This is a genomic window from Bacillus sp. ABR (assembly GCF_056172715.1).
The window spans coordinates 210,856-231,882 of the sequence record NZ_JAOYSL010000006.1 but is presented as its reverse complement, the minus strand read 5'-3'; the positions used below and the strand labels follow the sequence as shown (position 1 = coordinate 231,882).

Here is a 21,027-nt window from a genome sequence, read left to right as displayed (position 1 = left end):
CATTTGATTTATTTTAAGTGACTTTGAGATTTAAACTAAATTTTGTGGAGGGGTGAAAATATGAAAGATGTTTTAAAACTTCAACAATTAACAGAGAATTCTGAAACAAAAAAGGAGGAAGTGTGGTTTACTATTACAACCATTTCAGTCACATTATCAACGATTAGTAATCACTGTTAATTGATAATATCTAGTTGAACTATAAAGTCTATATTTTCCTTGAAAGGAGGTGAGAAAGGATGAAAGATGTTTTAAAACTTCAACAATTAACAGAAGGTTCTGAAGTAGAACCAGAGAGATGGTATACGATTTTCACAACATTAGTGGGAAGTTCAACGGTTAGCAATAACTGCAAATAATATCGGTGAAAAAATTTCTGAATGTGGGGGATAGTTATGAATGAAGTTTTAAAACTCCAGCAATTAAATGAAGATTCTGAAGTAAGTCCAGAGGCGTGGTATACGATTTTTACCACATTAGTGGGGAGCTCAACCATAAGTAATAACTGCTAAAAAATTTACTCATATTGAAAAGAGGGATAATAATGAAAGATGTATTGAAATTACAACAATTAACTGAGAATTCTGAAGTAGAGCCTGAAAGATGGTATACGATTTTTACTACATTAGTGGGAAGTTCAACAGTTAGTAACAATTGCTAAAAAAAGCAAAAAAATAAGTTCGAATTTCACATGTAAAATATTTGAAATATCAATTATAATTGAAGTCAATCTGAAAAACTAGGAAAAGGATAGTAAATCCTTTTCCTGTTTATTAAGAAAGGTGAATAGAGTGGAATACGTATTAGAAGTGCAAAAGGTTTCAAAAAAGTACTCTCATTCCGATTTTCAATTAAGAGATATATCATTTAAGATTCCTAAGTCTTCAATTGTTGGCTTTATTGGGGAAAATGGTGCCGGCAAAACCTCAACTTTCGGGACGATATTAAACTCATTAAAAAAACAAAATGGAACGATTAAAATCTTTGATAGAGTAGAACCCCATAATGATATTTCGATAAAAGAGAACATAGGTGTTGTTTTTGATAATAATAATTTTTCAGAAAACATAAGTATTAAGCAATTATCACGGGTGTTATCAAATATCTATCGTCAATGGGATAATGAAAAGTTTTTTAAGTATATAGATTTATTTTCATTACCTAAGAATGGATTAGTAGGTAAACTCTCGCGAGGAATGTCTATGAAGTTGTCTATTTCTGTAGCACTTTCTCATAATGCAAAGTTGTTATTACTAGATGAAGCAACCTCCGGACTAGATCCTGTTAGTAGAGATGAAGTTTTGACTATCTTAAAGGATTACGTAAAGAATAATGAATGTTCAATTTTGCTATCTTCGCACATTATTAGTGATATAGAGTTAATCGCTGATCATCTTTTATTTATAAAGTCCGGTGAAATTCTATTAGATATTAGTAAAAGCAAACTTCTTGATGACTATTCTATTTTAGAATGTAAATCAAAGGACTTAGAAATGGTTAAAGAGATAGCACTTGCCTATACTTATAAAAATAAAGATTTGATAGAAGTACTTGTATCAAATGATAAAGTAATTCCTGTTCGCTTTTTTCGGAAAAATTCCTCACTTAATGAAATAACATTAATATTATTAAGAGGAAAAAGAATATGAAGGGGTTAATTTTAAACGATATTTACATTATACAAAAAGGAATTAAAACCGCTATCATCCTCTCTGTATTAAGTATACTATTCCTTTTATTAACAAAAAGTGAAATTGTATTTAAAGTAGCTGTCTTGTTACCCTTTTTAATTATTCCTGTAAAATCATTTGAAATATTAAAATATGATGTGAAATCTGGTTGGGACAAATTTTCATTTACGTTACCGGTTAAAAGAACAAATTTAGTTAAGGCTAAGTACATTACATTTTTAATTTTAATAACTTTAAGTTTTCTTTTAAGTTTTGGTTTATTTTTTTTAATTGATCTTTTATTTTTTCCTTCTTTAACCTTTGAATATTACAACCAGCTATTGAGAGGATTAGGATTAATTATATGTGTGGGTGCTATGCTATATCCTTTGACATATAAATTAGGAATTGAAAAATCTGATTCGATAACCATATATAGTTTGGGTTTTTCTTTTGGTGTGTTTTTCTCGTTAGCTTTTGTGGCTAAGCTTGTACTAGAATCGAATAGAATTGCTGACATGATATTTTCAGTCGTGTTTTTCGGCTTATCAGTTTTCTTTTTAATCATTTCATATCTAATCTCGTGTTCCCTTGTTAAACGTAAAGAATTTTAAAATAGATAAAATAATCATGAATAAAAACTGGTGAATTTATTCATCAATAAAATTTGGAGGAATAATAATGAAAAAGGTATTAGAATTACAACAACTTAACAATGAAGAGCAACCAGAAATAGGACCAACAATAACAACAATTACAGTAATACCCACTACTTTTATTTCACTCCTGAGTAACCATTGTGATAATCATGCATCGTAATGTAACCTAATTTCTTTGTGAGAATTTTTGAAAAAATTTAGCCCATTATGATGATTTGTCCAAATGTAAGAAATTTTATTGTAAGTAAAAAAGTGAGCTAAAAGAAAGAATAAAGATACATTCTTACTAGGCAGTAATTCAGAAGGGAGTGTGAAGATGTGGACAAAAAAAACAGCCAGCGTTCTTTGATCAAACGCAGTTGGTTTCACACCTTTTTAGCTTTTATTGCATCACAGCTATACATTATGTTTGTAGAGAGAACCGGAATTGGTCCTAACATGAGGGGGATCAATGGTACGTTTATTGAAAATATTATAGATTTGGATTTATATCAAAGGTATTTTACCTTTTATGAAACTCCTTGGTATAATCTGTTCACCATTTTTTTTGGGGCAATTACAATTATACATATGACAACAGGTATTATGAAAGATATTCGAAATGGATAAATATTTATTAAGAAAACAAGAAACACGTTAAGTTGACTCTGAATCCCTCTACTAGTTTTTTAATAGAGGGATTTTGCCTTATTCTTCATCTCGTATAATCTGTGGAATTCCATTTTTAGAATAGAATACATAAACACATTATCAAATCCCTTTTGACCTGATTCGTACTCTCTTAATAACCCCTCTTTTACAAAATAGAGCATTTCAACTAATTTAATAGAAGATGTATTTTCAGGATCAATAATGGCTTCAATCCGGTTCAGGTTCATCTCCTGAAACCCATATCGTAACACCGCAGCTATTGCCTCACTCATGATGCCTTTTCTCCAATGATCGTGGTGTAATTCATAGCCAATTTCGGTGCGGCAGTGCTGTTTTTCTAGGTTGAGAAAGCCGCAGCTGCCGATGATGGCTGGATTGTCTTTTAGAGAAATGCCCCAGCGGATGCCTGTTTGTTCTTTGAAGATGTTGTCATACCACTTGATTTCTTCTTTTGTGTCTTCAATTGTTTCATGAGCATCAATGCCCATGTAGCGGCACACGGTTTCATTGGATAAGTAGATGTGCATATCCTCAGCGTCTTCGATCGTTGCTTGTTTTAAAATTAGTCTTTCGGTATGTATTGTTGGAAATGTTTGTGGGAAGTTGATTTTGTTCATTTGGTTATCCTCCATGAGATGTCTTTTGTTCTGTACATGCCTTACAATAAAAAACCCCTTCATTCCTCAGCCAAGCCTTTACCTCTGTCATTCCTTTTCTTTTTGGATAGACCAGCTTGACGTACACTTCTTCGTTTCCTTCTATCTTTTTCTGACAGCTAGCACACGTGGGTTCTTCAAATAGAAACAATCGACTTACTCCTTTTTGTACATATTTCTTCCATTATATCAAATGTTCGACATGTTCTTTGCGGCCTGTTCTTCACTTTATCTATTTTTGTCCGACATATGGTAAGGAAAAGAAATTTTAGTTTGTTGAAACCGTTTGAGAGAAAGCTTGCTCTAACAGGTGTAGGAGGTGTGAGTGAGATGAAGCAAGTGCGTCTAATTAAAAAAGCACAAAAAGGGAATGTCCCGGCATTTGAGAAATTAATGCTGATGTATCAAGAGCGTTTATATAAAACGGCTTTTCTCTATACAAGAAATAAAGAGGATTCGTTAGATGCTGTTCAAGAGACGGTCATTAAAGCGTTTAAACATTTATCTGGATTAAAGGAACCGGCTTATTTTTCTACCTGGCTGACGCGGATTTTGATTCATACGATTTTTGCGATGAAGAAAAAGCAGCAAGATGTTGTTCCGTTTGAACAGCATCATGAGAGCGTTGAGCGACATGATTTTTTAGAAGACAAGCTCGATTTAAAAAATGCACTTGAAGTGTTAGATGAGCAATATCAGCTCGTGATTCAGCTATTTTATTTTCAAGATTATTCGATTTCGATGATTTCTGAACAGATGGGTGTGCCTGAAGGAACGGTTAAAACTCATTTGTATCGAGCAAGAAAGTTATTAAAGCAAACATTGGAGAAGGAGGAGAGTGTCGATGGAACGAAAAGAAATGAAAAAGCTTTATGATGAGATTGATGTACCAATGGTTGAAGTAACCTCTGCGATTCGCCAAGCAATAGGAGATGTAAAAGCGGAACAAAAAAGACACTGGTTCAAATGGAACTGGAGAACGCCAATATACTCTGCCATTGTTCTCATCGTCCTTTACTTTTCATCAGGTTTCCTTTTTCCTTCTCTTAATACAGCGATGGCACGTGTCCCGATTGTTGGGCAATTTTATATGATGTTTCACGATAAAGTAGGAATGGCTCTTTTTCAGAGTGATTTGGTGAAACATGTCAATGAGGGGGCTGAATCAAGAGGAATTACTGTGAAAGTAAACAGTGTATACTATGATGCCGGGCGTCTTGTTTATACGTTTACTGTCGATCATTTGAATACAAAGGAAGATTCTGTACCATTCATCGTCAGCAACTTAAATCATATAAATGAAAATTTCCAACCGAGTTACGACAATCAGGAATTGAAAAAATTAAAGGATGGCCGATATCTTGGGCAAATGGAAGTCTATACAAATGGACAGACAATTAAGCAAGGTCAAAAAGCCCCACTCGTCATTTCAAAAATTGGAGATATTGTAGGGAATTGGCGTTTTGAATTACCTGTAGTGAAGCAAAAAACCACTTTATTAGCGGGACAAAAAGACGTGTCTATTTTAAATGGACGTTATCAAATAAGAAACGTAAAGGTAGAAAATGGAGTGAATGGCTCTGCTATTCAATATGCCATTGATTACAATGGTTTTGCCAAAGATGATAGAGTTAGTATTGATAGAATGAAGGATAATTTAGGGAATGAGTATGAGCTTGAGATTGGAACCGTTTTAAGAAAAAAACAACTGACTTCTGACAAAACTAGAAAAGATCATTTGACAATTTTGAATCAGCCGATCAATCCAAAGGCGACTGAATTGACATTTTACACAGATGTGAGATACGAACGAGAATACAGCCACATCATTCCTCTCAAGACAAAGCTGCCTGTTCAGTTCAAAACAAAACACCATGGCATCGGAATCAAAATCATTAAGATAGAGCAAAAAGACCGTTCTGTGATTGTTGATTATCAATTTACTGGAGTAGATCAAAAAGAATTAGATCAGGATGTGATGGAGAATATAGGTGAATTCATTGGATTAGGCGATGTTGAAAAGATGAAATCATGGCCCGATCCACAAGCAGACTATGAAAGCGGATATTACTTGAAGGGGAACCATGCGAAGGTGACGAATTTAAAGACAGCTTCCATGCAATCCACCTTTGAATTTGATGATAAGAATTTAGAGACTTTATCATTAAACCATTTTTCTTTTAAAGAATATGGGCTTTATCTTGATTTGACTGAACTGAACATGTTGGCACCACAGGAAGAGATAAAGGTAACCATTCCAGTCAAAAAAGAAACTTCAAAAGCTAGTCAATAAATAAGTGAGCGAACATGATTACACATGTTCGCTTTTTGTCTGTTGTTCTACCAGTCGATGACGATTGAACGAATACCGAATCAACATCAACGCCACAAAACTAGCTATCCCACCAATCCAACTTAAATTCGTTACATTTGTATACTGAATAATCACGCCGCCCATAGACGATCCGAGCATCATGCCGATGTTCATAATCGCTGTATTAAAGCTCAGCACGGTTTCTGATGCTTGTGGTTTAAGGGAGATCAGATAAAACTGCTTCGCTGGTGTTGTTGTCCATGTAGCGATGCCCCAAATGGCAAGCGTGATCAAGACGGTAATTGTAGAGAATTGAGTAAAAAATAAGGTAAAGAGAGCGACCATCTGGATCATGATGCTGATCGAGATGGTTCGGTTTGGTCCCCATTGATCGACGGCGAAGCCGCCAAAACGTGAGCCAATAAAAGCAGAAATTCCTAAGACGAGCAAGGCAATGCTTGTCATTTCAAGAGAAAAGCCAGCGGTCTGTCGTAATAATGGGGAGATATAAGCAAAGACCATCGTGTAGCCTAAGATCCAAAAGACGGTTGTGGCTAAGCCGCTGATCACTCTGCGGTCTTGAAGAATGTGTAATTGCTGCTTTAATGGCAGATGAGAATGTCCCTCTATGCGTGGCAGCAATTGATAAAGAAGCATGAAGAGACAAGCCGTACCTAGTGCAATGATGAGAAAAATATAGTGCCAATCCACTTGACCTGATAGAAATGTTCCAATCGGCACACCAAGTACGAGTGAAACGGTGAATCCAGTGATGACCGTCGCCATTGCACTTCCCTTTTTTTCTGGCGGGGCGATCTGCGCTGCATAATTCGTGGCAACGACAATATATAAGCCGCCGCTCATGGCCATGATGACGCGAGATAGCAGGAGCAGCACAAAATGATGGCTGAAAAAGGCGAGCATATTGCCTAAAATAAACACAAAAATAGCCGCTAACAAAACTTTTTTACGGTTCAGTTTCGACGTTGCCATGACTAAAAAGAGAGCGCCTACTGCATAAAAAAGAGAATAGACGGTGATGAGCTGTCCGGCAGCAGGAATGGAGATGTGTAAATCGACAGCAATGATATCTAGAATGCCTGACACGACGAATTCTGACGTGCCTGTGACAAATGAACCGACAGCTAAAAGAACAATCAATAGCTGATGAGATGTGTTTTTCATTTTGAACCCTTCCTTCATGTTGATACGTTGTCTTTAGTTTAAATTCCGTGCTAACATAAGTAAAATTGATGTTTTTCATGGAGGAGATGAGTAAATACTCATGAGCTTTGTTCGTTTTGATATTATCGCAAAAGTGGTGGAACTTGGCAGTTTTACAGCAGCAGCTGAAGCATTAAATATGACGCAGTCAGCTGTTAGTCATGCAGTGGCGAATTTAGAGTCAGAGTGGGGTGTGTCTTTATTCATTCGCGACCGAAAAAAGGGCATTATGCTGACGGACATTGGTCAAACGCTTCTCCCGCATATTAGAGAAGTGTTAAATAGAGTGGAGAAAATTCAGCAAGAAATTGCGTTAACGAAAAATATTGAAACAGGCTTGATTCGTATCGGCACATTTGCCAGTGCCTCTGCTTGTTTATTGCCTAAACTGCTTGTGAGCTATCAGAAAAAGCATCCAAAAATCGAATTTAAATTCTATGAGGGAACGTATGAAGAAATATTGGAGTGGCTGGATTCAGGCATCATTGATGTTGGATTTGTTGTGAAAGGCCATGCGGATGAAGCCTTTGATTTACTGCCGCTTATCAAAGATGAGATGGTGGTCGCCTATCATCCAAATCACCGATATGAGCAGCAGCCCATTGTAGATATAACAGATTTGGCGGATGAACCATTTATTATGCCGACTGGCATGTATCAATCACATGTAGAGGATATTTTTTCAGAGGCGCAAATGAAGCCGGCTGTTTTATTTGAAGTTCATGATTGTACGACCATTGCTCGTATGGTAGGGGAAGGACTCGGCGTCACGATTGGTCCGGAGTTGTTTTTAAAAACGCAGCAGCTTGTGCATATTCGTCAGCTGAATGTCTCTCATCATCGTGAAGTTGCGCTCGCCTGTCCTTCACTCACCCAAGCTTCTCCGGCAGTGAAAGAGTTTTTCCGTGTAGCCGAAACAGTATTTGCCAAAAAAGAAGGATTAGGAGAAGGGTGTATAAAGAACTAGATGGGAATTTCCAAATTCGTGTAATAAGACGAATGAAGCGGACATTTCTTTGAAAAATGTTCGCTTTTCGTATTGTGTTTTAAAAATGAAGTTGGTACAATAGACACAGAAATCAAATAGATAGAAGTCGTATAATCGCGGGGATATGGCCCGCAAGTTTCTACCAAGCTACCGTAAATGGCTTGACTACGTCAATTCACACTCGTTTGATATAAATCATGCATTGTTCTTGTTTTATGTCACAGTCTGAATTCACATATGTAGTCAAGCGTCCCAAAATTGTTGGGGCGTTTTTTATTTGACTAGTGAATGGGGCAGGCTAAAGCAAAAGGACATGAAGGGAGTCAGTTGGCTTGAAACAGTTTTTTCAGTTTGATGAGTTAGGAACGAATTACCGCAGAGAAATCATCGGTGGTTTAACCACATTTTTGTCGATGGCTTACATTCTGTTTGTCAATCCGATCACACTTGCATTAGTGTCGGTACCGGATTTTCCAGATAAATTACGTATTGATCAGGGCGCTGTCTTTACAGCAACGGCGTTAGCTTCTGCTGCAGGGTGTATCCTGATGGGATTGATCGCCAGGTATCCAATTGCGATTGCACCAGGTATGGGTCTGAATGCGTTCTTCGCCTTTTCGGTTGTGCTTGGCATGGGCATTAAATGGGAAGCAGCACTTTCGGGTGTGTTTGTTTCAGGATTGATTTTCGTAGCCCTTTCTTTAACAGGTTTCCGTGAAAAAATCATCAATGCCATTCCGGCTGAGCTGAAGCTGGCGGTTGGTGCAGGTATTGGTTTGTTCATTACGTTTGTTGGTCTTCAAGGCTCTGGCATTATCGCCAATAATGATAATACGCTCGTTTCGATTGGGAACATTCATAGTGGTCCTGTCTTGTTAACGGTGTTTGGTATCGTTGTGACGGTCATTTTAATGGTTCTTCGAGTGAATGCAGGTGTCTTCATTGGGATGCTTGTGACAGCTATTGCTGGGATGATCTTTGGTCTTGTGCCAGTACCATCTCAAATTGTGGGAAGTATTCCAAGCTTGTCTCCAACCTTTGGTCAAGCCTTGATTCACTTGCCAGAAATTTTCTCCATCCAAATGCTTGTCGTGATTTTGACGTTCCTATTCGTTGGGTTCTTTGATACAGCTGGTACACTTGTGGCTGTGGCAACACAGGCTGGTTTAATGAAAAATAATGAGCTGCCTCGTGCAGGAAGAGCACTGCTAGCGGATTCTTCTTCTATTGTTGTAGGTTCTGTTCTTGGGACATCTACAACGACATCTTATGTTGAATCTAGCTCAGGTGTTGCTGCTGGTGCACGTTCTGGTTTTGCAGCGGTCGTCACAGGCATTTTCTTCTTGCTTGCGATGTTCTTCTCACCACTTTTATCCATCGTTACATCGAATGTAACAGCACCTGCTTTAATTATTGTCGGTGCACTAATGGTCGCTCCGCTGGCGAAAATTGCATGGGATCGTTTTGAAATTGCGGTACCAGCGTTCTTAACGATGATTATGATGCCACTGACATACAGTATTGCAACAGGGATTGCGGTTGGTTTTATTTTCTACCCGATTACGATGATCTTTAAAGGGAAAGCGAAAGAAGTGCACCCAATTATGTACGGATTGTTTGTCATCTTTATTCTATATTTTGCTTTCTTAAATCATTAATTGAACATCTGAAACAGCAGCTCATGAAGGCTGCTGTTTTTTTGTTAAAAAAATCAAAACATAGTTGACTTATAGGAATTATGTGTTTATGATAAAAAGACATAATTCGCTGATTGGATCACCAAAGGCGCTTTGATTTCCTTTTTTAATAGAAGGTTTCAGGGTGCCTTTTTTTCTTGCATACATTCAAAAGGGGAGGAGATGTCTTTTGTCACACTGGCTTAGACAGGTGATTGAACGAAAAAAGCAGGTGCTGATTCAAAAGCTCCTTTTATGGGGGCATGAAGAAAAGCAGGAAGCGCTCATGCATTACACGATTCATGAGCTGGAAAATGAGGTTCTCTATTTAAAAGAGCGAAAACAAAAATAGGGGGATGAGCGATGGATGAACAAAAGCTGAATTATATTTTATCTGCCTTAAAAGGGATCGACTATGGATCAGTGGTCATCACCATTCATAATGGCCATATTACACAGGTCGATACGACCAAAAAGACTCGGTTCCCCGCTCATCAGGAGAATCTCCGAGTTCAGCAAGGAAAGCGGAGTCACTATCGTTGACCATGAATTTCAACATTGATAAAAAGCTGATGGAGGCCGTCAGCTTTTTTGTTTTGTCTTATTTTCTCTCCGTTTTAAAACCTCTGCTGCCTTTTATCCGTCTATTCGTATGAACGTCAAGGAATCTTGACTGAATAGAGAGACTCCGCTACCTTAAGAGGAGTCATCCGAACAGTTCATTTACTTGAGTCTGTAAGGATTGGATAGGAGTTGATATGAGATGTTAGAGAAAGATCAAGATCAGAGGACATCTGAAAAGAAAAATAAAGAGTCATCAATAGATCAAGAAACAAGGCAATCCCGCCTCAGCCGCAGCGCTGCAAAACGTGGAAGAACCTCAAAATCAGCAGATGATGAGCGTTCAACCATCCAGCGTATGTTGCAAGGTGTAGGAGGCGCGTTTAAGCGTTATGGTTCATATGGACTGGCGATGTTAAAATCACCGAGCCAGGCCATCAATCAAGCGGAAACATTGCGTATGAAGTACGCCTGGATCTCGATTGTGTTATTCAGTGTGTTTTTTGCTTTAGGCAACTATGTTCAATTAAAGGCGTCAAAGACCCGTTTATTAGGCTTTGGCATTCATTATTCTTTTGGTGACGCCTTTTTGAGGGTTGCAGTCTTTACACTTATTGTGTTGACATTGATGATGCTCACTGTCTGGCTGCTCGGAAAATACATGCTAAAAGGAAACATATCACTGAAAGAAGTGATCATGAAGTTTGGTGCTGCGCTTGTGCCGGTGTTGGTTTTATCCATCCTTTGGCTTGTATTTGCCATGCTGAATATTCCATATGTGACCGTCATATTATCCGTAATGATGTTTTTCGGCCTTCAGTTGATTGCGGTCGTGCTCTTTCGCTCGATTCAATCGGAGCATGATGCCGAACGTGGAGATTTGATGTATGCAGGCTGGGTCTTTTTATTGGTTGAGCTTGTCATCATCGCGCTGCTCTGGGGCATAGTCGGGGAGTATTTGATTCCATCACTTGTTCCTGTTCGATTCGGATAAAACACACCTGAAAACCTCCTTTTTTGAAAAAGGGGGTTTTCATGTTGAGAAGAGAAAAAAACGGGTAAACTCTTGGTAACAAACACCACCCTTGTTGTCGAAAGATATATGTGTTTTGATCGCGTAAATTTGATTGTATCAAGGTATGTTCTCTAGTAGAATATGGGGTGCTTTATTTGATTTTTTAGTGCAGGGGGTTCGAATCGTGCTTCAACAACTTTTATCCAATGCGTTCACCATGGTTTTAATCATTTTAGTGATTAATATTGTCTATGTTTCTTTTTCCACCATGCGTTTAATTTTAACAATGAAAGGCAGACGGTACGCAGCTGCTTTTGCGGGTACGATCGAAATGCTCATTTATGTCATTGGGTTAAGTATCGTTCTAGATAACTTAGATCAAATACAAAATGTCATTGCGTATGCCCTAGGTTATGGAATGGGGATCATTGTCGGGATGAAAATTGAAGAGAAGCTGGCACTTGGCTACACAACTGTTAACGTGATCACAAAAGAATTGGATGTCGATCTCCCAAGACAATTGAGAGAAAAAGGATATGGTGTCACCAGCTGGGTAGCAGGCGGTCTTGAAGGAGACCGGACAGCATTGCAAATTTTAACACCGAGAAAATATGAACTGCAATTATATGAAACGATTAAGACGCTGGATTCAAAGGCGTTTATCATTTCATATGAACCCAAATCGATTCACGGCGGCTTCTGGGTGAAGGCTGTGAAGAAAAGGAGAATTAAAGAATGACCGCAAAACCAAAGAAGAAAAAATTCTATGTGGAAGACAACATGACGATTGATCAAGTGTTGTCCCAGATGGCAGCGGAAGGCTACTCGCCTGTCCGACGAATGGAGGAACCGATTTTTCAAGAAAAGAAGGAAAATGGGTCGATTCAGATCATTCCGATTGGGAAAAAAATCGTATTTGAAGGAAAAATAGTCTAAATCCGAACATTAAAACGACGACTTCATAGATTGTTCGATAAATCCGTTGACATCATGAACATCCGTTGTTAAGATAAACATGAAATCAAAACACGAGCCTCATATAATCTTGGGAATATGGCCCATAAGTTTCTACCCAGTTACCGTAAATGACTGGACTATGCAGGATAGTGAACAAAACTGACATGGCAATTCAAAAGCGAACAGCGCTTACCATGGCCCGGTTTGTGTTGCTTCCTAACAATGCAATGCAAATCGGGCCTTTTTGTTCGGCGTTTGACAAGCTGCTTAGGTTTGGGAAGCGTGTCAAACGATACAAAATCGAATATCAGCTTAAAGGTGGGGACAAAATGAAGCCGCTTGTAGGTGTCATCATGGGAAGTACATCTGATTGGGAAACAATGAAAAATGCGTGCGACATCTTAGAGGAATTAAACATTCCGTATGAAAAACAGGTAGTATCCGCACACCGGACACCTGACTTGATGTTTGAATATGCGACTGAAGCAAGAGGTAAAGGACTAAAGGTCATCATTGCCGGTGCTGGAGGCGCAGCACATTTACCGGGAATGGTCGCAGCAAAAACGACACTGCCGGTCATTGGTGTGCCTGTACAATCAAAAGCACTAAACGGGCTGGATTCCTTATTATCCATCGTTCAAATGCCAGGCGGTGTACCAGTTGCTACAGTAGCAATTGGCAAAGCCGGTGCAACAAATGCAGGCCTTCTTGCCGCACAAATGATTTCAGCATTTGATGAAACAATCGCAGCTCGCCTTGAAGAAAGAAGAGAGCAGACAAAACAGACTGTACTAGAAAGCAGTGATCAGCTTGGCTAAGCAGACCATTTTTCCAAACGCAACCATCGGTATCATTGGCGGCGGACAGCTTGGCAGATATATGGCCGTCAGCGCAAAGCAAATGGGGTACCGGGCAGCAGTTCTAGACCCGGTCACACAATCTCCTTGCGGACAGGTTGCCGATACAGAAATCACAGCCGCATATAGTGACCTTGAAGCGATTCGAAAGCTGGCAGAAATCAGCGATGTGGTGACTTATGAGTTTGAAAATATTGATTATGATGCACTGAATCAGCTGAAGGAAGAAGCCTATTTACCACAAGGAAGCGACCTTCTCCTTTTAACTCAAAATCGTGAGACCGAGAAAAAAGGGATTGTAGACGCAGGCTGTGAAGTAGCACCTTACCGCATCATTCATGATGAAAAAGAGCTGGAAGATGCCGTGAACGCGCTCGGTTTGCCAGCCGTGCTGAAAACATGCAGAGGCGGCTACGATGGAAAAGGACAGTACGTCATCAAAGAAAAAGGACAGCTTCCGGAAGCTGCTGCACTGCTCACACATGGAACATGTATTTTAGAAAGCTGGGTTCCATTCCAAATGGAGCTTTCGGTGATCGTCACTCGTTCTGTTCATGGAGAGATCGCCGTATTCCCAGTCGCTGAGAACATTCATAAGCATAATATTTTGTTCCAAAGCATTGTGCCTGCAAGGGTAGAGAACCGCATTCAGGAGAAGGCGAAAGAACTTGCAACAACACTGGCTGAAAAGCTGGGGCTGGTTGGTACTCTTGCTGTAGAACTGTTCCTGACAAATGACGGAAAGCTGCTCGTCAATGAACTGGCACCACGCCCGCATAATTCTGGCCATTATACGCTCGATTTATGTGAGACAAGTCAGTTTGAACAGCACGTCCGTGCTATATGTGGTCTGCCGCTTGGCGGTACAGCCCTTTTATCAGAGGGAATGATGGTGAATTTATTAGGCGATGAAGTGGACATTCCAAAAGAGCATCCTGAGCTTCTCAAAGAAGCGAAGCTTTATCTATATGGAAAGCATGAAGTAAAAGCCGGCCGCAAAATGGGGCATATGACGTTTATGAAAAAGCTCGATGATGAATGGATGACAAACATCACAAAGATATGGACTGAAAGAGATGGAGGAAACGGGAAATGATCGAACGTTACGCACGACCAGAAATGTCAGCAATCTGGACAGAGGAAAACAAATTTAATGCATGGCTTGAAGTAGAAATTCTCGCTTGTGAAGCTTGGGCAGAGCTTGGCGTCATTCCGAAAGAAGACGTTGTGACAATGCGCAAAAATGCAAGCTTTGATATTGGACGTATTCTGGAGATTGAACAAGACACGCGCCACGACGTGGTTGCCTTTACACGTGCTGTATCTGAATCTCTAGGAGAAGAAAGAAAGTGGGTTCATTACGGATTAACATCGACAGACGTAGTGGATACGGCGCTTTCATATCTATTAAAACAGGCGAATGATATCTTGCTCAAGGACATTGAGAGATTTGTTGACATACTAAAAGAAAAAGCAAAAGAGCACAAATATACCGTCATGATGGGCCGTACACATGGTGTACACGCTGAACCGACAACATTTGGCCTGAAGCTTGGTCTTTGGTACGAAGAAATGAAGCGTAACCTAGAACGTTTTAAACAAGCAAAAGCTGGCATTGAATACGGCAAAATCTCTGGAGCTGTTGGCACATATGCGAACATCGACCCGTTTGTTGAGCAATATGTATGTGAGAAACTTGGCATCAAAGCTGCACCAATTTCAACCCAAACCTTGCAGCGTGACCGCCATGCAGATTACATGGCTACTCTTGCTTTAGTGGCAACGAGCATTGAGAAATTTGCTGTTGAAATCCGTGGTCTTCAAAAGAGTGAAACACGTGAAGTAGAAGAGTTCTTTGCGAAAGGACAAAAAGGATCATCAGCGATGCCGCATAAACGTAACCCAATCGGTTCTGAGAATATGACGGGGATTGCCCGTGTGATCCGAGGATATATGCTGACAGCTTATGAAAATGTACCGCTTTGGCATGAGCGTGATATTTCTCATTCATCTGCTGAGCGCATCATTTTACCAGATGCCACGATTGCACTGAACTATATGCTCAACCGTTTCTCAAACATCGTGAAAAACTTGACGGTCTTTCCTGAGAACATGAAACGCAACATGGACCGCACACTTGGCTTAATTTACTCACAGCGCGTTCTTCTTGCCTTAATCGATACAGGCATGGCACGTGAAGAGGCATATGACACGGTTCAGCCAAAGGCAATGGAAGCGTGGGAGAAGCAAGTGCCGTTCCGTTCATTAGTAGAAGCAGAAGAAAAAATCACGTCACGTTTAACACCTGAACAAATCGCTGACTGCTTCGATTACAACTATCATTTGAAAAATGTCGATATGATTTTCGAACGTCTAGGTCTTGCGTAAGAAATGGGTCGCCTGCTCGCCAGGCGCCCAATCCTGAAAATTGCCAACATTCAAATTAGGAGGCCAACCTGAATGACTGTGAAACAAGAACTTCTCTACGAAGGCAAAGCGAAAAGAATTTATCAGACCGATGACGAGCATATTTTATATGTTGAATATAAAGACTCAGCTACAGCATTTAACGGCGAAAAGAAAGCTGAAATCGAAGGCAAAGGCAGACTGAACAACGAGATTTCAAGCTTAATCTTTCAAATGCTGCATGAAAAAGGGGTCAACAATCACTTTGTAAAACGCCTCTCTGAAACAGAACAGCTCATTCAAAAGGTACAGATTGTTCCGCTTGAAGTCGTTGTACGAAATGTAGTGGCGGGCAGTATGTCAAAACGCCTTGGCATTCCAGAGGGAACGAAACTGGACACACCTTTGATTGAGTTTTACTACAAAGATGATGCACTCGGCGATCCGCTCATTACAGAAGATCATATTCGCATTTTACATGCAGCCACACCTGAACAGGTAGAGGAAATGAAACAGATCACAAGACAAGTGAATGAAGAATTAAAGCAAATCTTCTCAGATTGCCATGTGAATTTAATTGATTTCAAGCTTGAATTCGGAATAGATCACGAGAATCGTATTTTGCTAGCTGATGAGATTTCACCTGATACGTGCAGGCTTTGGGACAAAGATACAAACGAAAAGCTTGATAAAGACGTGTTCAGACGAAACCTGGGCGGCTTAACGAATGCATACGAAGAAATTTTCAAAAGACTTGGAGGCCATAAACATGTATAAAGTGAAAATTTTTGTCAGCTTAAAAGAGAGCGTTCTTGATCCACAAGGAAGTGCCGTGCAGCACGCTTTGCACAGCATGTCTTATCAGGAAGTAAAGGATGTCCGTATCGGTAAATACATGGAGCTTGTCATTGAAAAATCAGATCGTGATTTAGACACAGTCGTCAAAGAAATGTGCGAAAAATTACTTGCCAACACGGTGATTGAAGATTACCGCTATGAGGTGGAGGAGGTTGTCGCACAGTGAAGTTTGCAGTGATCGTCTTGCCTGGCTCTAACTGTGATATCGATATGTACCATGCGATTCAAGATGAGCTAGGTGAACAAGTTGAATATGTATGGCACGACGAAACGAGTCTTGACGGATTTGACGGTGTACTCGTACCAGGCGGTTTCTCTTATGGGGATTACTTAAGATGTGGTGCGATCGCCCGCTTCTCAAACATCATGCCGGCGGTGAAGAAAGCAGCTGAGGAAGGAAAACCTGTTCTTGGTGTTTGTAACGGGTTCCAAATTCTTCAGGAGCTTGGCATTCTTCCGGGTGCGATGAGACGAAATAAAGACTTGAAGTTTATCTGTCGACCAGTTGAACTCATTGTAGAAAACAACGAAACGCAATTTACAAGCGGTTATCAAAAAGGCGAATCCATTACGATTCCTGTAGCGCACGGTGAAGGCAACTTCTACTGTGATGAAGACACTTTAGCAAAGCTCATTGAACGCGGCCAAATCGCTTTCACTTACGGAGACGATATTAACGGCAGTGTGAATCGAATTGCAGGTGTAACGAATGAAGAGGGCAATGTACTCGGCATGATGCCGCATCCTGAGCGCGCGGTTGATTCATTACTAGGCAGCGCAGACGGACTTAAATTGTTTCAATCTATCGTGAAAAATTGGAGGGACACTCATGTCACTACTGCTTGAACCAAGTCACAAGCAAATTAAAGAAGAGAAATTGTATCAGCAAATGGGATTGAGTGATGAAGAATTCGCTTTAATCGAATCCATTATTGGCAGGCTGCCAAACTACACAGAAACGGGTATTTTTTCTGTCATGTGGTCAGAGCATTGCAGTTATAAAAACTCAAAGCCTGTTTTAAGTAAATTCCCGACAAAAGGAGAGCACGTTCTTCAAGGTCCTGGGGAAGGCGCTGGAATCGTTGATATTGGAGACAACCAAGCGGTTGTATTTAAAATCGAATCACATAACCATCCATCTGCGATTGAACCGTATCAAGGAGCGGCGACAGGTGTCGGCGGAATTATCCGTGATGTATTCTCCATGGGTGCGCGTCCAATTGCTGTATTAAACTCTCTTCGTTTTGGTGAACTGACTTCACCGCGCGTGAAGTACTTGTTTGAAGAAGTAGTGGCAGGGATCGCAGGCTATGGAAACTGTATCGGAATTCCAACAGTCGGCGGAGAGGTTCATTTCGATCAAAGCTATGAAGGCAACCCGCTCGTGAATGCAATGTGTGTTGGACTAATCAACCATGAAGACATCAAAAAAGGGCAGGCCAAAGGTGTTGGCAACACGGTCATGTACGTTGGGGCCAAAACGGGACGTGACGGAATTCACGGTGCAACATTTGCATCTGAGGAATTTTCTGATGAATCAGAAGAAAAACGCTCAGCTGTTCAAGTCGGTGATCCGTTTATGGAAAAACTGCTGCTTGAAGCGTGCCTTGAAGTCATCAAAAACGATGCACTCGTTGGGATTCAGGATATGGGAGCGGCTGGCTTAACAAGCTCAAGTGCGGAAATGGCGAGTAAAGCAGGTTCTGGTATCGAGATGAATCTAGATCTCATCCCGCAGCGTGAAACAGGCATGTCAGCATACGAAATGATGCTGTCTGAATCTCAAGAGAGAATGCTTCTGGTCATTGAAAAAGGCCGTGAACAAGAAATCATTGATATTTTTGAAAAATACGATCTTGAAGCAGTATCAGTCGGTCATGTGACAGACGATAAAATGCTTCGTTTACTCCATCAAGGTGAAGTGGTATGTGAGCTTCCTGTTGACGCTCTTGCAGAAGAAGCGCCGGTTTATCACAAACCGTCAAGTGAGCCTGCCTACTACCGTGAGTTTTTAGAAACAAAAGTTGAAGCACCTGCTATCACAGATGCAGCAGACACGTTAAAGCAGCTCCTTCAGCAGCCAACGATCGCAAGTAAAGAATGGGTCTATGATCAATATGACTACATGGTTCGGACAAATACAGTCGTTGCACCAGGCTCTGATGCGGGCGTTTTAAGAATCCGTGGAACGAAAAAAGCCCTTGCGATGACAACCGATTGTAACGCTCGTTATCTCTACCTTGATCCAGAGGTCGGCGGGAAAATCGCAGTCGCAGAAGCAGCACGTAACATTGTTTGCTCAGGCGCTCGTCCACTTGCAGTAACAGATAACTTAAACTTCGGTAACCCAGAGAAACCAGAAATTTTCTGGCAAATTGAAAAATCTGCTGACGGTATTAGCGAAGCGTGCCGCAAGCTAAGCACACCAGTTATCGGTGGTAACGTCTCTTTATATAACGAATCAAATGGAACAGCCATTTACCCAACACCAGTCATTGGGATGGTTGGTTTGGTTGAAGATACAGCTCATATTACGACGCAGTCGTTCCAGCAGGCTGGCGATGTGATTTTCGTGATTGGTGAGACGAAGGAAGAATTCGCAGGCAGTGAGCTACAAAAGATGACAGAAGGCCGTATTTACGGAAAAGCACCGGAAATTGATTTGGATGTAGAGCTCACGCGTCAGGAAGCCCTTCTTGCTGCGATTCAAAACGGACTTGTTCAATCAGCACACGATGTGTCTGAAGGCGGTCTTGGTGTCGCACTTGCTGAAAGTACATTTGGAACAGACGGTCTTGGCGCTCATATCCAAATGGATTTAAACAGCGAAGCTTCATTATTTAGTGAAACACAGTCACGTTTTGTTGTCACAGTGAAACCAGAGCACCGTGAAGCATTTGCTGCGGCTGTCAAAGATGCGAAAGAAGTTGGAACGGTCACAAATGATGGTGTATTCACCGTCAAAAATCAAGAAGGACAACAATGGATTCATGCAGCGGTCAACGAACTTGAATGCGCATGGAAAGGAGCGATCCCATGCTTGCTGAAATCAGAGGCTTAAACGAAGAGTGTGGCGTCTTTGGGGTTTGGGGACACGAAGAAGCCCCGCAAATCACATATTACGGATTGCATAGTCTTCAGCACCGAGGACAAGAAGGTGCGGGAATCATTGCAACAGATGGTGAAAACCTGACGGCACATAAAGGCCTTGGACTGATTACGGAAGTCTTTCAAAACGGTGAGCTAAAGGATTTGAAAGGAAAAGGTGCAATCGGACATGTCCGGTATGCGACAGCAGGCGGAGGCGGCTTTGAAAATGTGCAGCCCCTTTTCTTCCGCTCGCAAAACAACGGCAGTCTTGCCCTTGCTCATAATGGGAACTTAGTGAATGCAACGCAATTAAAGCAGCAGCTAGAGAACCAGGGGAGTATATTTCAGACATCTTCTGACACTGAAGTGCTCGCTCATTTAATTAAGCGCAGCGGCTATATTGAATTGAAAGAGCAGATCAAAAATGCCCTGTCCATGCTTAAAGGAGCATATGCTTTCTTAATTATGACGGAAACTGAAATGATTGTGGCACTTGATCCGAACGGCTTACGTCCGCTTTCACTTGGTATGCTTGGGGACGCTTATGTCGTTGCTTCTGAAACATGTGCATTTGACGTTGTCGGCGCCACGTATTTACGAGATGTGGAGCCTGGCGAAATGCTGATCATTAATGATGAAGGCCTCAAATCTGAGCGCTTCTCCATGAATATTAACCGCAGCATGTGCAGCATGGAATACATTTATTTCTCAAGACCTGACAGCAATATCAATGGCATCAACGTGCATAGTGCGAGAAAGAACCTTGGCAAAAAGCTTGCTGAGGAAGCGCATGTCGAAGCAGATGTTGTGACAGGTGTACCAGATTCGAGTATTTCTGCAGCGATTGGATATGCCGAAGCAACAGGTATTCCATATGAGCTCGGTTTAATTAAAAACCGTTATGTCGGCAGAACCTTTATCCAGCCGTCTCAAGCACTGCGTGAGCAGGGCGTGCGCATGAAGCTGTCTGCTGTGCGCGGGGTCGTCGAAGGAAAGCGTGTCGTGATGGTGGATGATTCCATCGTACGCGGAACAACAAGCCGCCGCATTGTGACGATGCTAAGAGAAGCGGGTGCGACGGAAGTCCATGTCCGCATTAGTTCACCGCCAATTGCACATCCGTGTTTTTATGGAATTGATACGTCCACACATGAAGAGCTGATTGCTTCTTCTCATTCAGTGGAAGAAATTAGACAGGAAATCGGTGCAGACTCCATTGCATTTTTATCTGTAGACGGTTTAATGGACGGGATTGGCAGAAAGTATGATGATCCGCAGCGCGGTCAATGCTTAGCATGCTTTACTGGGAAATACCCGACTGAAATTTATGAAGATACTGTTCTTCCGCATGTGAAGGAAACAGCACTGACGAAATAATCGAATAAAGGAGCAGCAGTCAAGATGATTTGATATGCTGCTCTTTCATTCTGCTGAAAATAAATGGA

28 protein-coding genes and 2 riboswitches are annotated in these 21,027 nt (G+C 40.8%); of the genes, 25 read left to right on the top strand and 3 right to left on the bottom strand.

Annotated elements, in window-relative coordinates; all coding sequences use genetic code 11:
- The first annotated feature begins 60 nt into the window (after positions 1 to 60).
- The 8 genes from OIT90_RS18175 to OIT90_RS18140 all read left to right on the top strand — a co-directional run bounded on the left by OIT90_RS18175 (position 61) and on the right by OIT90_RS18140 (position 2,938).
- Positions 61 to 180 (top strand): class III lanthipeptide, encoded by a 120-nt coding sequence (locus OIT90_RS18175; protein ID WP_219909118.1) that lies wholly within the window; start codon positions 61 to 63, stop codon positions 178 to 180.
- Positions 181 to 239: 59 nt separating this feature from the next.
- Positions 240 to 359, top strand: a complete 120-nt coding sequence (locus OIT90_RS18170) for a class III lanthipeptide (RefSeq protein WP_189282669.1) — start codon at positions 240 to 242, stop codon at positions 357 to 359.
- A gap of 21 nt (positions 360 to 380) precedes the next feature.
- Positions 381 to 512, top strand: a complete 132-nt coding sequence (locus OIT90_RS18165) for a class III lanthipeptide (RefSeq protein WP_317615026.1) — start codon at positions 381 to 383, stop codon at positions 510 to 512.
- A 32-nt stretch (positions 513 to 544) separates the two neighbouring features.
- On the top strand, positions 545 to 661 hold the full coding sequence (locus OIT90_RS18160) for a class III lanthipeptide (protein WP_189282667.1): 117 nt from the start codon (positions 545 to 547) through the stop codon (positions 659 to 661).
- A gap of 130 nt (positions 662 to 791) precedes the next feature.
- Positions 792 to 1,649 (top strand): ABC transporter ATP-binding protein, encoded by an 858-nt coding sequence (locus tag OIT90_RS18155; RefSeq protein WP_474892808.1) that lies wholly within the window; start codon positions 792 to 794, stop codon positions 1,647 to 1,649.
- Positions 1,646 to 2,284 carry an ABC-2 transporter permease gene (locus tag OIT90_RS18150; protein WP_268465622.1) on the top strand — a complete coding sequence of 213 codons (639 nt, stop codon included), beginning with the start codon at positions 1,646 to 1,648 and terminating at the stop codon, positions 2,282 to 2,284. The genes OIT90_RS18155 and OIT90_RS18150 overlap by 4 nt, the downstream gene beginning before the upstream one ends.
- Positions 2,285 to 2,351: 67 nt before the next feature.
- Positions 2,352 to 2,489: a class III lanthipeptide gene (locus tag OIT90_RS18145; protein WP_181286159.1), complete on the top strand. Its 138-nt coding sequence runs from the start codon at positions 2,352 to 2,354 to the stop codon at positions 2,487 to 2,489.
- Between the two features lie 158 nt (positions 2,490 to 2,647).
- The gene (locus OIT90_RS18140; RefSeq protein WP_107164003.1) at positions 2,648 to 2,938 is read left to right on the top strand and encodes a YfzA family protein; all 291 of its coding nucleotides are present in this window, start codon (positions 2,648 to 2,650) and stop codon (positions 2,936 to 2,938) included.
- A gap of 59 nt (positions 2,939 to 2,997) precedes the next feature.
- Here OIT90_RS18140 and OIT90_RS18135 read toward each other — a convergent pair whose 3' ends face one another.
- Entirely contained in the window at positions 2,998 to 3,597 is a 600-nt protein-coding gene (locus OIT90_RS18135; protein WP_268465625.1) for a GNAT family N-acetyltransferase, read from the bottom strand.
- 4 nt (positions 3,598 to 3,601) lie between these two features.
- Entirely contained in the window at positions 3,602 to 3,787 is a 186-nt protein-coding gene (locus tag OIT90_RS18130) for a Fe3+ hydroxamate ABC transporter substrate-binding protein (protein WP_070326836.1), read from the bottom strand.
- Positions 3,788 to 3,966: 179 nt separating this feature from the next.
- Here OIT90_RS18130 and OIT90_RS18125 point away from each other — a divergent pair, with 179 nt between their 5' ends.
- Positions 3,967 to 4,512 carry a sigma-70 family RNA polymerase sigma factor gene (locus OIT90_RS18125; RefSeq protein ID WP_041087054.1) on the top strand — a complete coding sequence of 182 codons (546 nt, stop codon included), beginning with the start codon at positions 3,967 to 3,969 and terminating at the stop codon, positions 4,510 to 4,512.
- A complete protein-coding gene (locus OIT90_RS18120; protein WP_474892807.1) occupies positions 4,481 to 5,929 on the top strand; it encodes a DUF4179 domain-containing protein in 1,449 nt (482 codons plus the stop codon). Before OIT90_RS18125 ends, OIT90_RS18120 begins: the two co-directional genes overlap by 32 nt.
- Positions 5,930 to 5,947: 18 nt before the next feature.
- Here the strand turns inward: OIT90_RS18120 and OIT90_RS18115 are convergent, their stop codons facing one another.
- Positions 5,948 to 7,135 carry an MFS transporter gene (locus tag OIT90_RS18115; RefSeq protein WP_474892806.1) on the bottom strand — a complete coding sequence of 396 codons (1,188 nt, stop codon included), beginning with the start codon at positions 7,133 to 7,135 and terminating at the stop codon, positions 5,948 to 5,950.
- 100 nt (positions 7,136 to 7,235) lie between these two features.
- On the opposite strand from OIT90_RS18115, the gene OIT90_RS18110 reads away from it, so the two are divergent.
- From OIT90_RS18110 to purF, 15 genes are all read left to right on the top strand, one after another.
- Positions 7,236 to 8,141, top strand: coding sequence for a LysR family transcriptional regulator (locus OIT90_RS18110; protein WP_474892805.1), 906 nt, complete (start codon positions 7,236 to 7,238; stop codon positions 8,139 to 8,141).
- A gap of 107 nt (positions 8,142 to 8,248) precedes the next feature.
- Positions 8,249 to 8,350: riboswitch (purine riboswitch) on the top strand.
- Positions 8,351 to 8,494: 144 nt separating this feature from the next.
- Positions 8,495 to 9,820 carry an NCS2 family permease gene (locus OIT90_RS18105; protein WP_034282847.1) on the top strand — a complete coding sequence of 442 codons (1,326 nt, stop codon included), beginning with the start codon at positions 8,495 to 8,497 and terminating at the stop codon, positions 9,818 to 9,820.
- Between the two features lie 208 nt (positions 9,821 to 10,028).
- Positions 10,029 to 10,190 (top strand): hypothetical protein, encoded by a 162-nt coding sequence (locus OIT90_RS18100; protein ID WP_165585024.1) that lies wholly within the window; start codon positions 10,029 to 10,031, stop codon positions 10,188 to 10,190.
- 11 nt (positions 10,191 to 10,201) lie between these two features.
- On the top strand, positions 10,202 to 10,381 hold the full coding sequence (locus OIT90_RS18095) for a YezD family protein (protein ID WP_047202807.1): 180 nt from the start codon (positions 10,202 to 10,204) through the stop codon (positions 10,379 to 10,381).
- A gap of 220 nt (positions 10,382 to 10,601) precedes the next feature.
- A complete protein-coding gene (locus OIT90_RS18090) occupies positions 10,602 to 11,393 on the top strand; it encodes a hypothetical protein (RefSeq protein ID WP_474892804.1) in 792 nt (263 codons plus the stop codon).
- Positions 11,394 to 11,598: 205 nt separating this feature from the next.
- Complete coding sequence (locus OIT90_RS18085) at positions 11,599 to 12,153, top strand: DUF2179 domain-containing protein (RefSeq protein ID WP_024424505.1); 555 nt, start codon at positions 11,599 to 11,601, stop codon at positions 12,151 to 12,153.
- Positions 12,150 to 12,350 (top strand): NETI motif-containing protein, encoded by a 201-nt coding sequence (locus OIT90_RS18080; RefSeq protein ID WP_012009137.1) that lies wholly within the window; start codon positions 12,150 to 12,152, stop codon positions 12,348 to 12,350. The genes OIT90_RS18085 and OIT90_RS18080 overlap by 4 nt, the downstream gene beginning before the upstream one ends.
- 79 nt (positions 12,351 to 12,429) lie before the next feature.
- Positions 12,430 to 12,531, top strand: a riboswitch (purine riboswitch).
- A gap of 169 nt (positions 12,532 to 12,700) precedes the next feature.
- Positions 12,701 to 13,189 (top strand): 5-(carboxyamino)imidazole ribonucleotide mutase, encoded by a 489-nt coding sequence (purE, locus tag OIT90_RS18075; RefSeq protein WP_039183007.1) that lies wholly within the window; start codon positions 12,701 to 12,703, stop codon positions 13,187 to 13,189.
- Positions 13,182 to 14,324: a 5-(carboxyamino)imidazole ribonucleotide synthase gene (purK, locus tag OIT90_RS18070; protein ID WP_064497674.1), complete on the top strand. Its 1,143-nt coding sequence runs from the start codon at positions 13,182 to 13,184 to the stop codon at positions 14,322 to 14,324. The genes purE and purK overlap by 8 nt, the downstream gene beginning before the upstream one ends.
- Complete coding sequence (gene purB / locus OIT90_RS18065; RefSeq protein WP_024426701.1) at positions 14,321 to 15,616, top strand: adenylosuccinate lyase; 1,296 nt, start codon at positions 14,321 to 14,323, stop codon at positions 15,614 to 15,616. Before purK ends, purB begins: the two co-directional genes overlap by 4 nt.
- Before the next feature lie 72 nt (positions 15,617 to 15,688).
- Complete coding sequence (gene purC, locus OIT90_RS18060; RefSeq protein ID WP_039176936.1) at positions 15,689 to 16,411, top strand: phosphoribosylaminoimidazolesuccinocarboxamide synthase; 723 nt, start codon at positions 15,689 to 15,691, stop codon at positions 16,409 to 16,411.
- A complete protein-coding gene (gene purS, locus OIT90_RS18055) occupies positions 16,404 to 16,658 on the top strand; it encodes a phosphoribosylformylglycinamidine synthase subunit PurS (protein WP_003214349.1) in 255 nt (84 codons plus the stop codon). The genes purC and purS overlap by 8 nt, the downstream gene beginning before the upstream one ends.
- Positions 16,655 to 17,338, top strand: coding sequence for a phosphoribosylformylglycinamidine synthase subunit PurQ (gene purQ, locus OIT90_RS18050; protein ID WP_024424510.1), 684 nt, complete (start codon positions 16,655 to 16,657; stop codon positions 17,336 to 17,338). Before purS ends, purQ begins: the two co-directional genes overlap by 4 nt.
- Entirely contained in the window at positions 17,322 to 19,553 is a 2,232-nt protein-coding gene (gene purL, locus OIT90_RS18045) for a phosphoribosylformylglycinamidine synthase subunit PurL (protein WP_474892803.1), read from the top strand. Before purQ ends, purL begins: the two co-directional genes overlap by 17 nt.
- Positions 19,529 to 20,959, top strand: coding sequence for an amidophosphoribosyltransferase (gene purF / locus OIT90_RS18040; protein WP_039183010.1), 1,431 nt, complete (start codon positions 19,529 to 19,531; stop codon positions 20,957 to 20,959). Before purL ends, purF begins: the two co-directional genes overlap by 25 nt.
- Positions 20,960 to 21,027 lie beyond the last annotated feature (68 nt).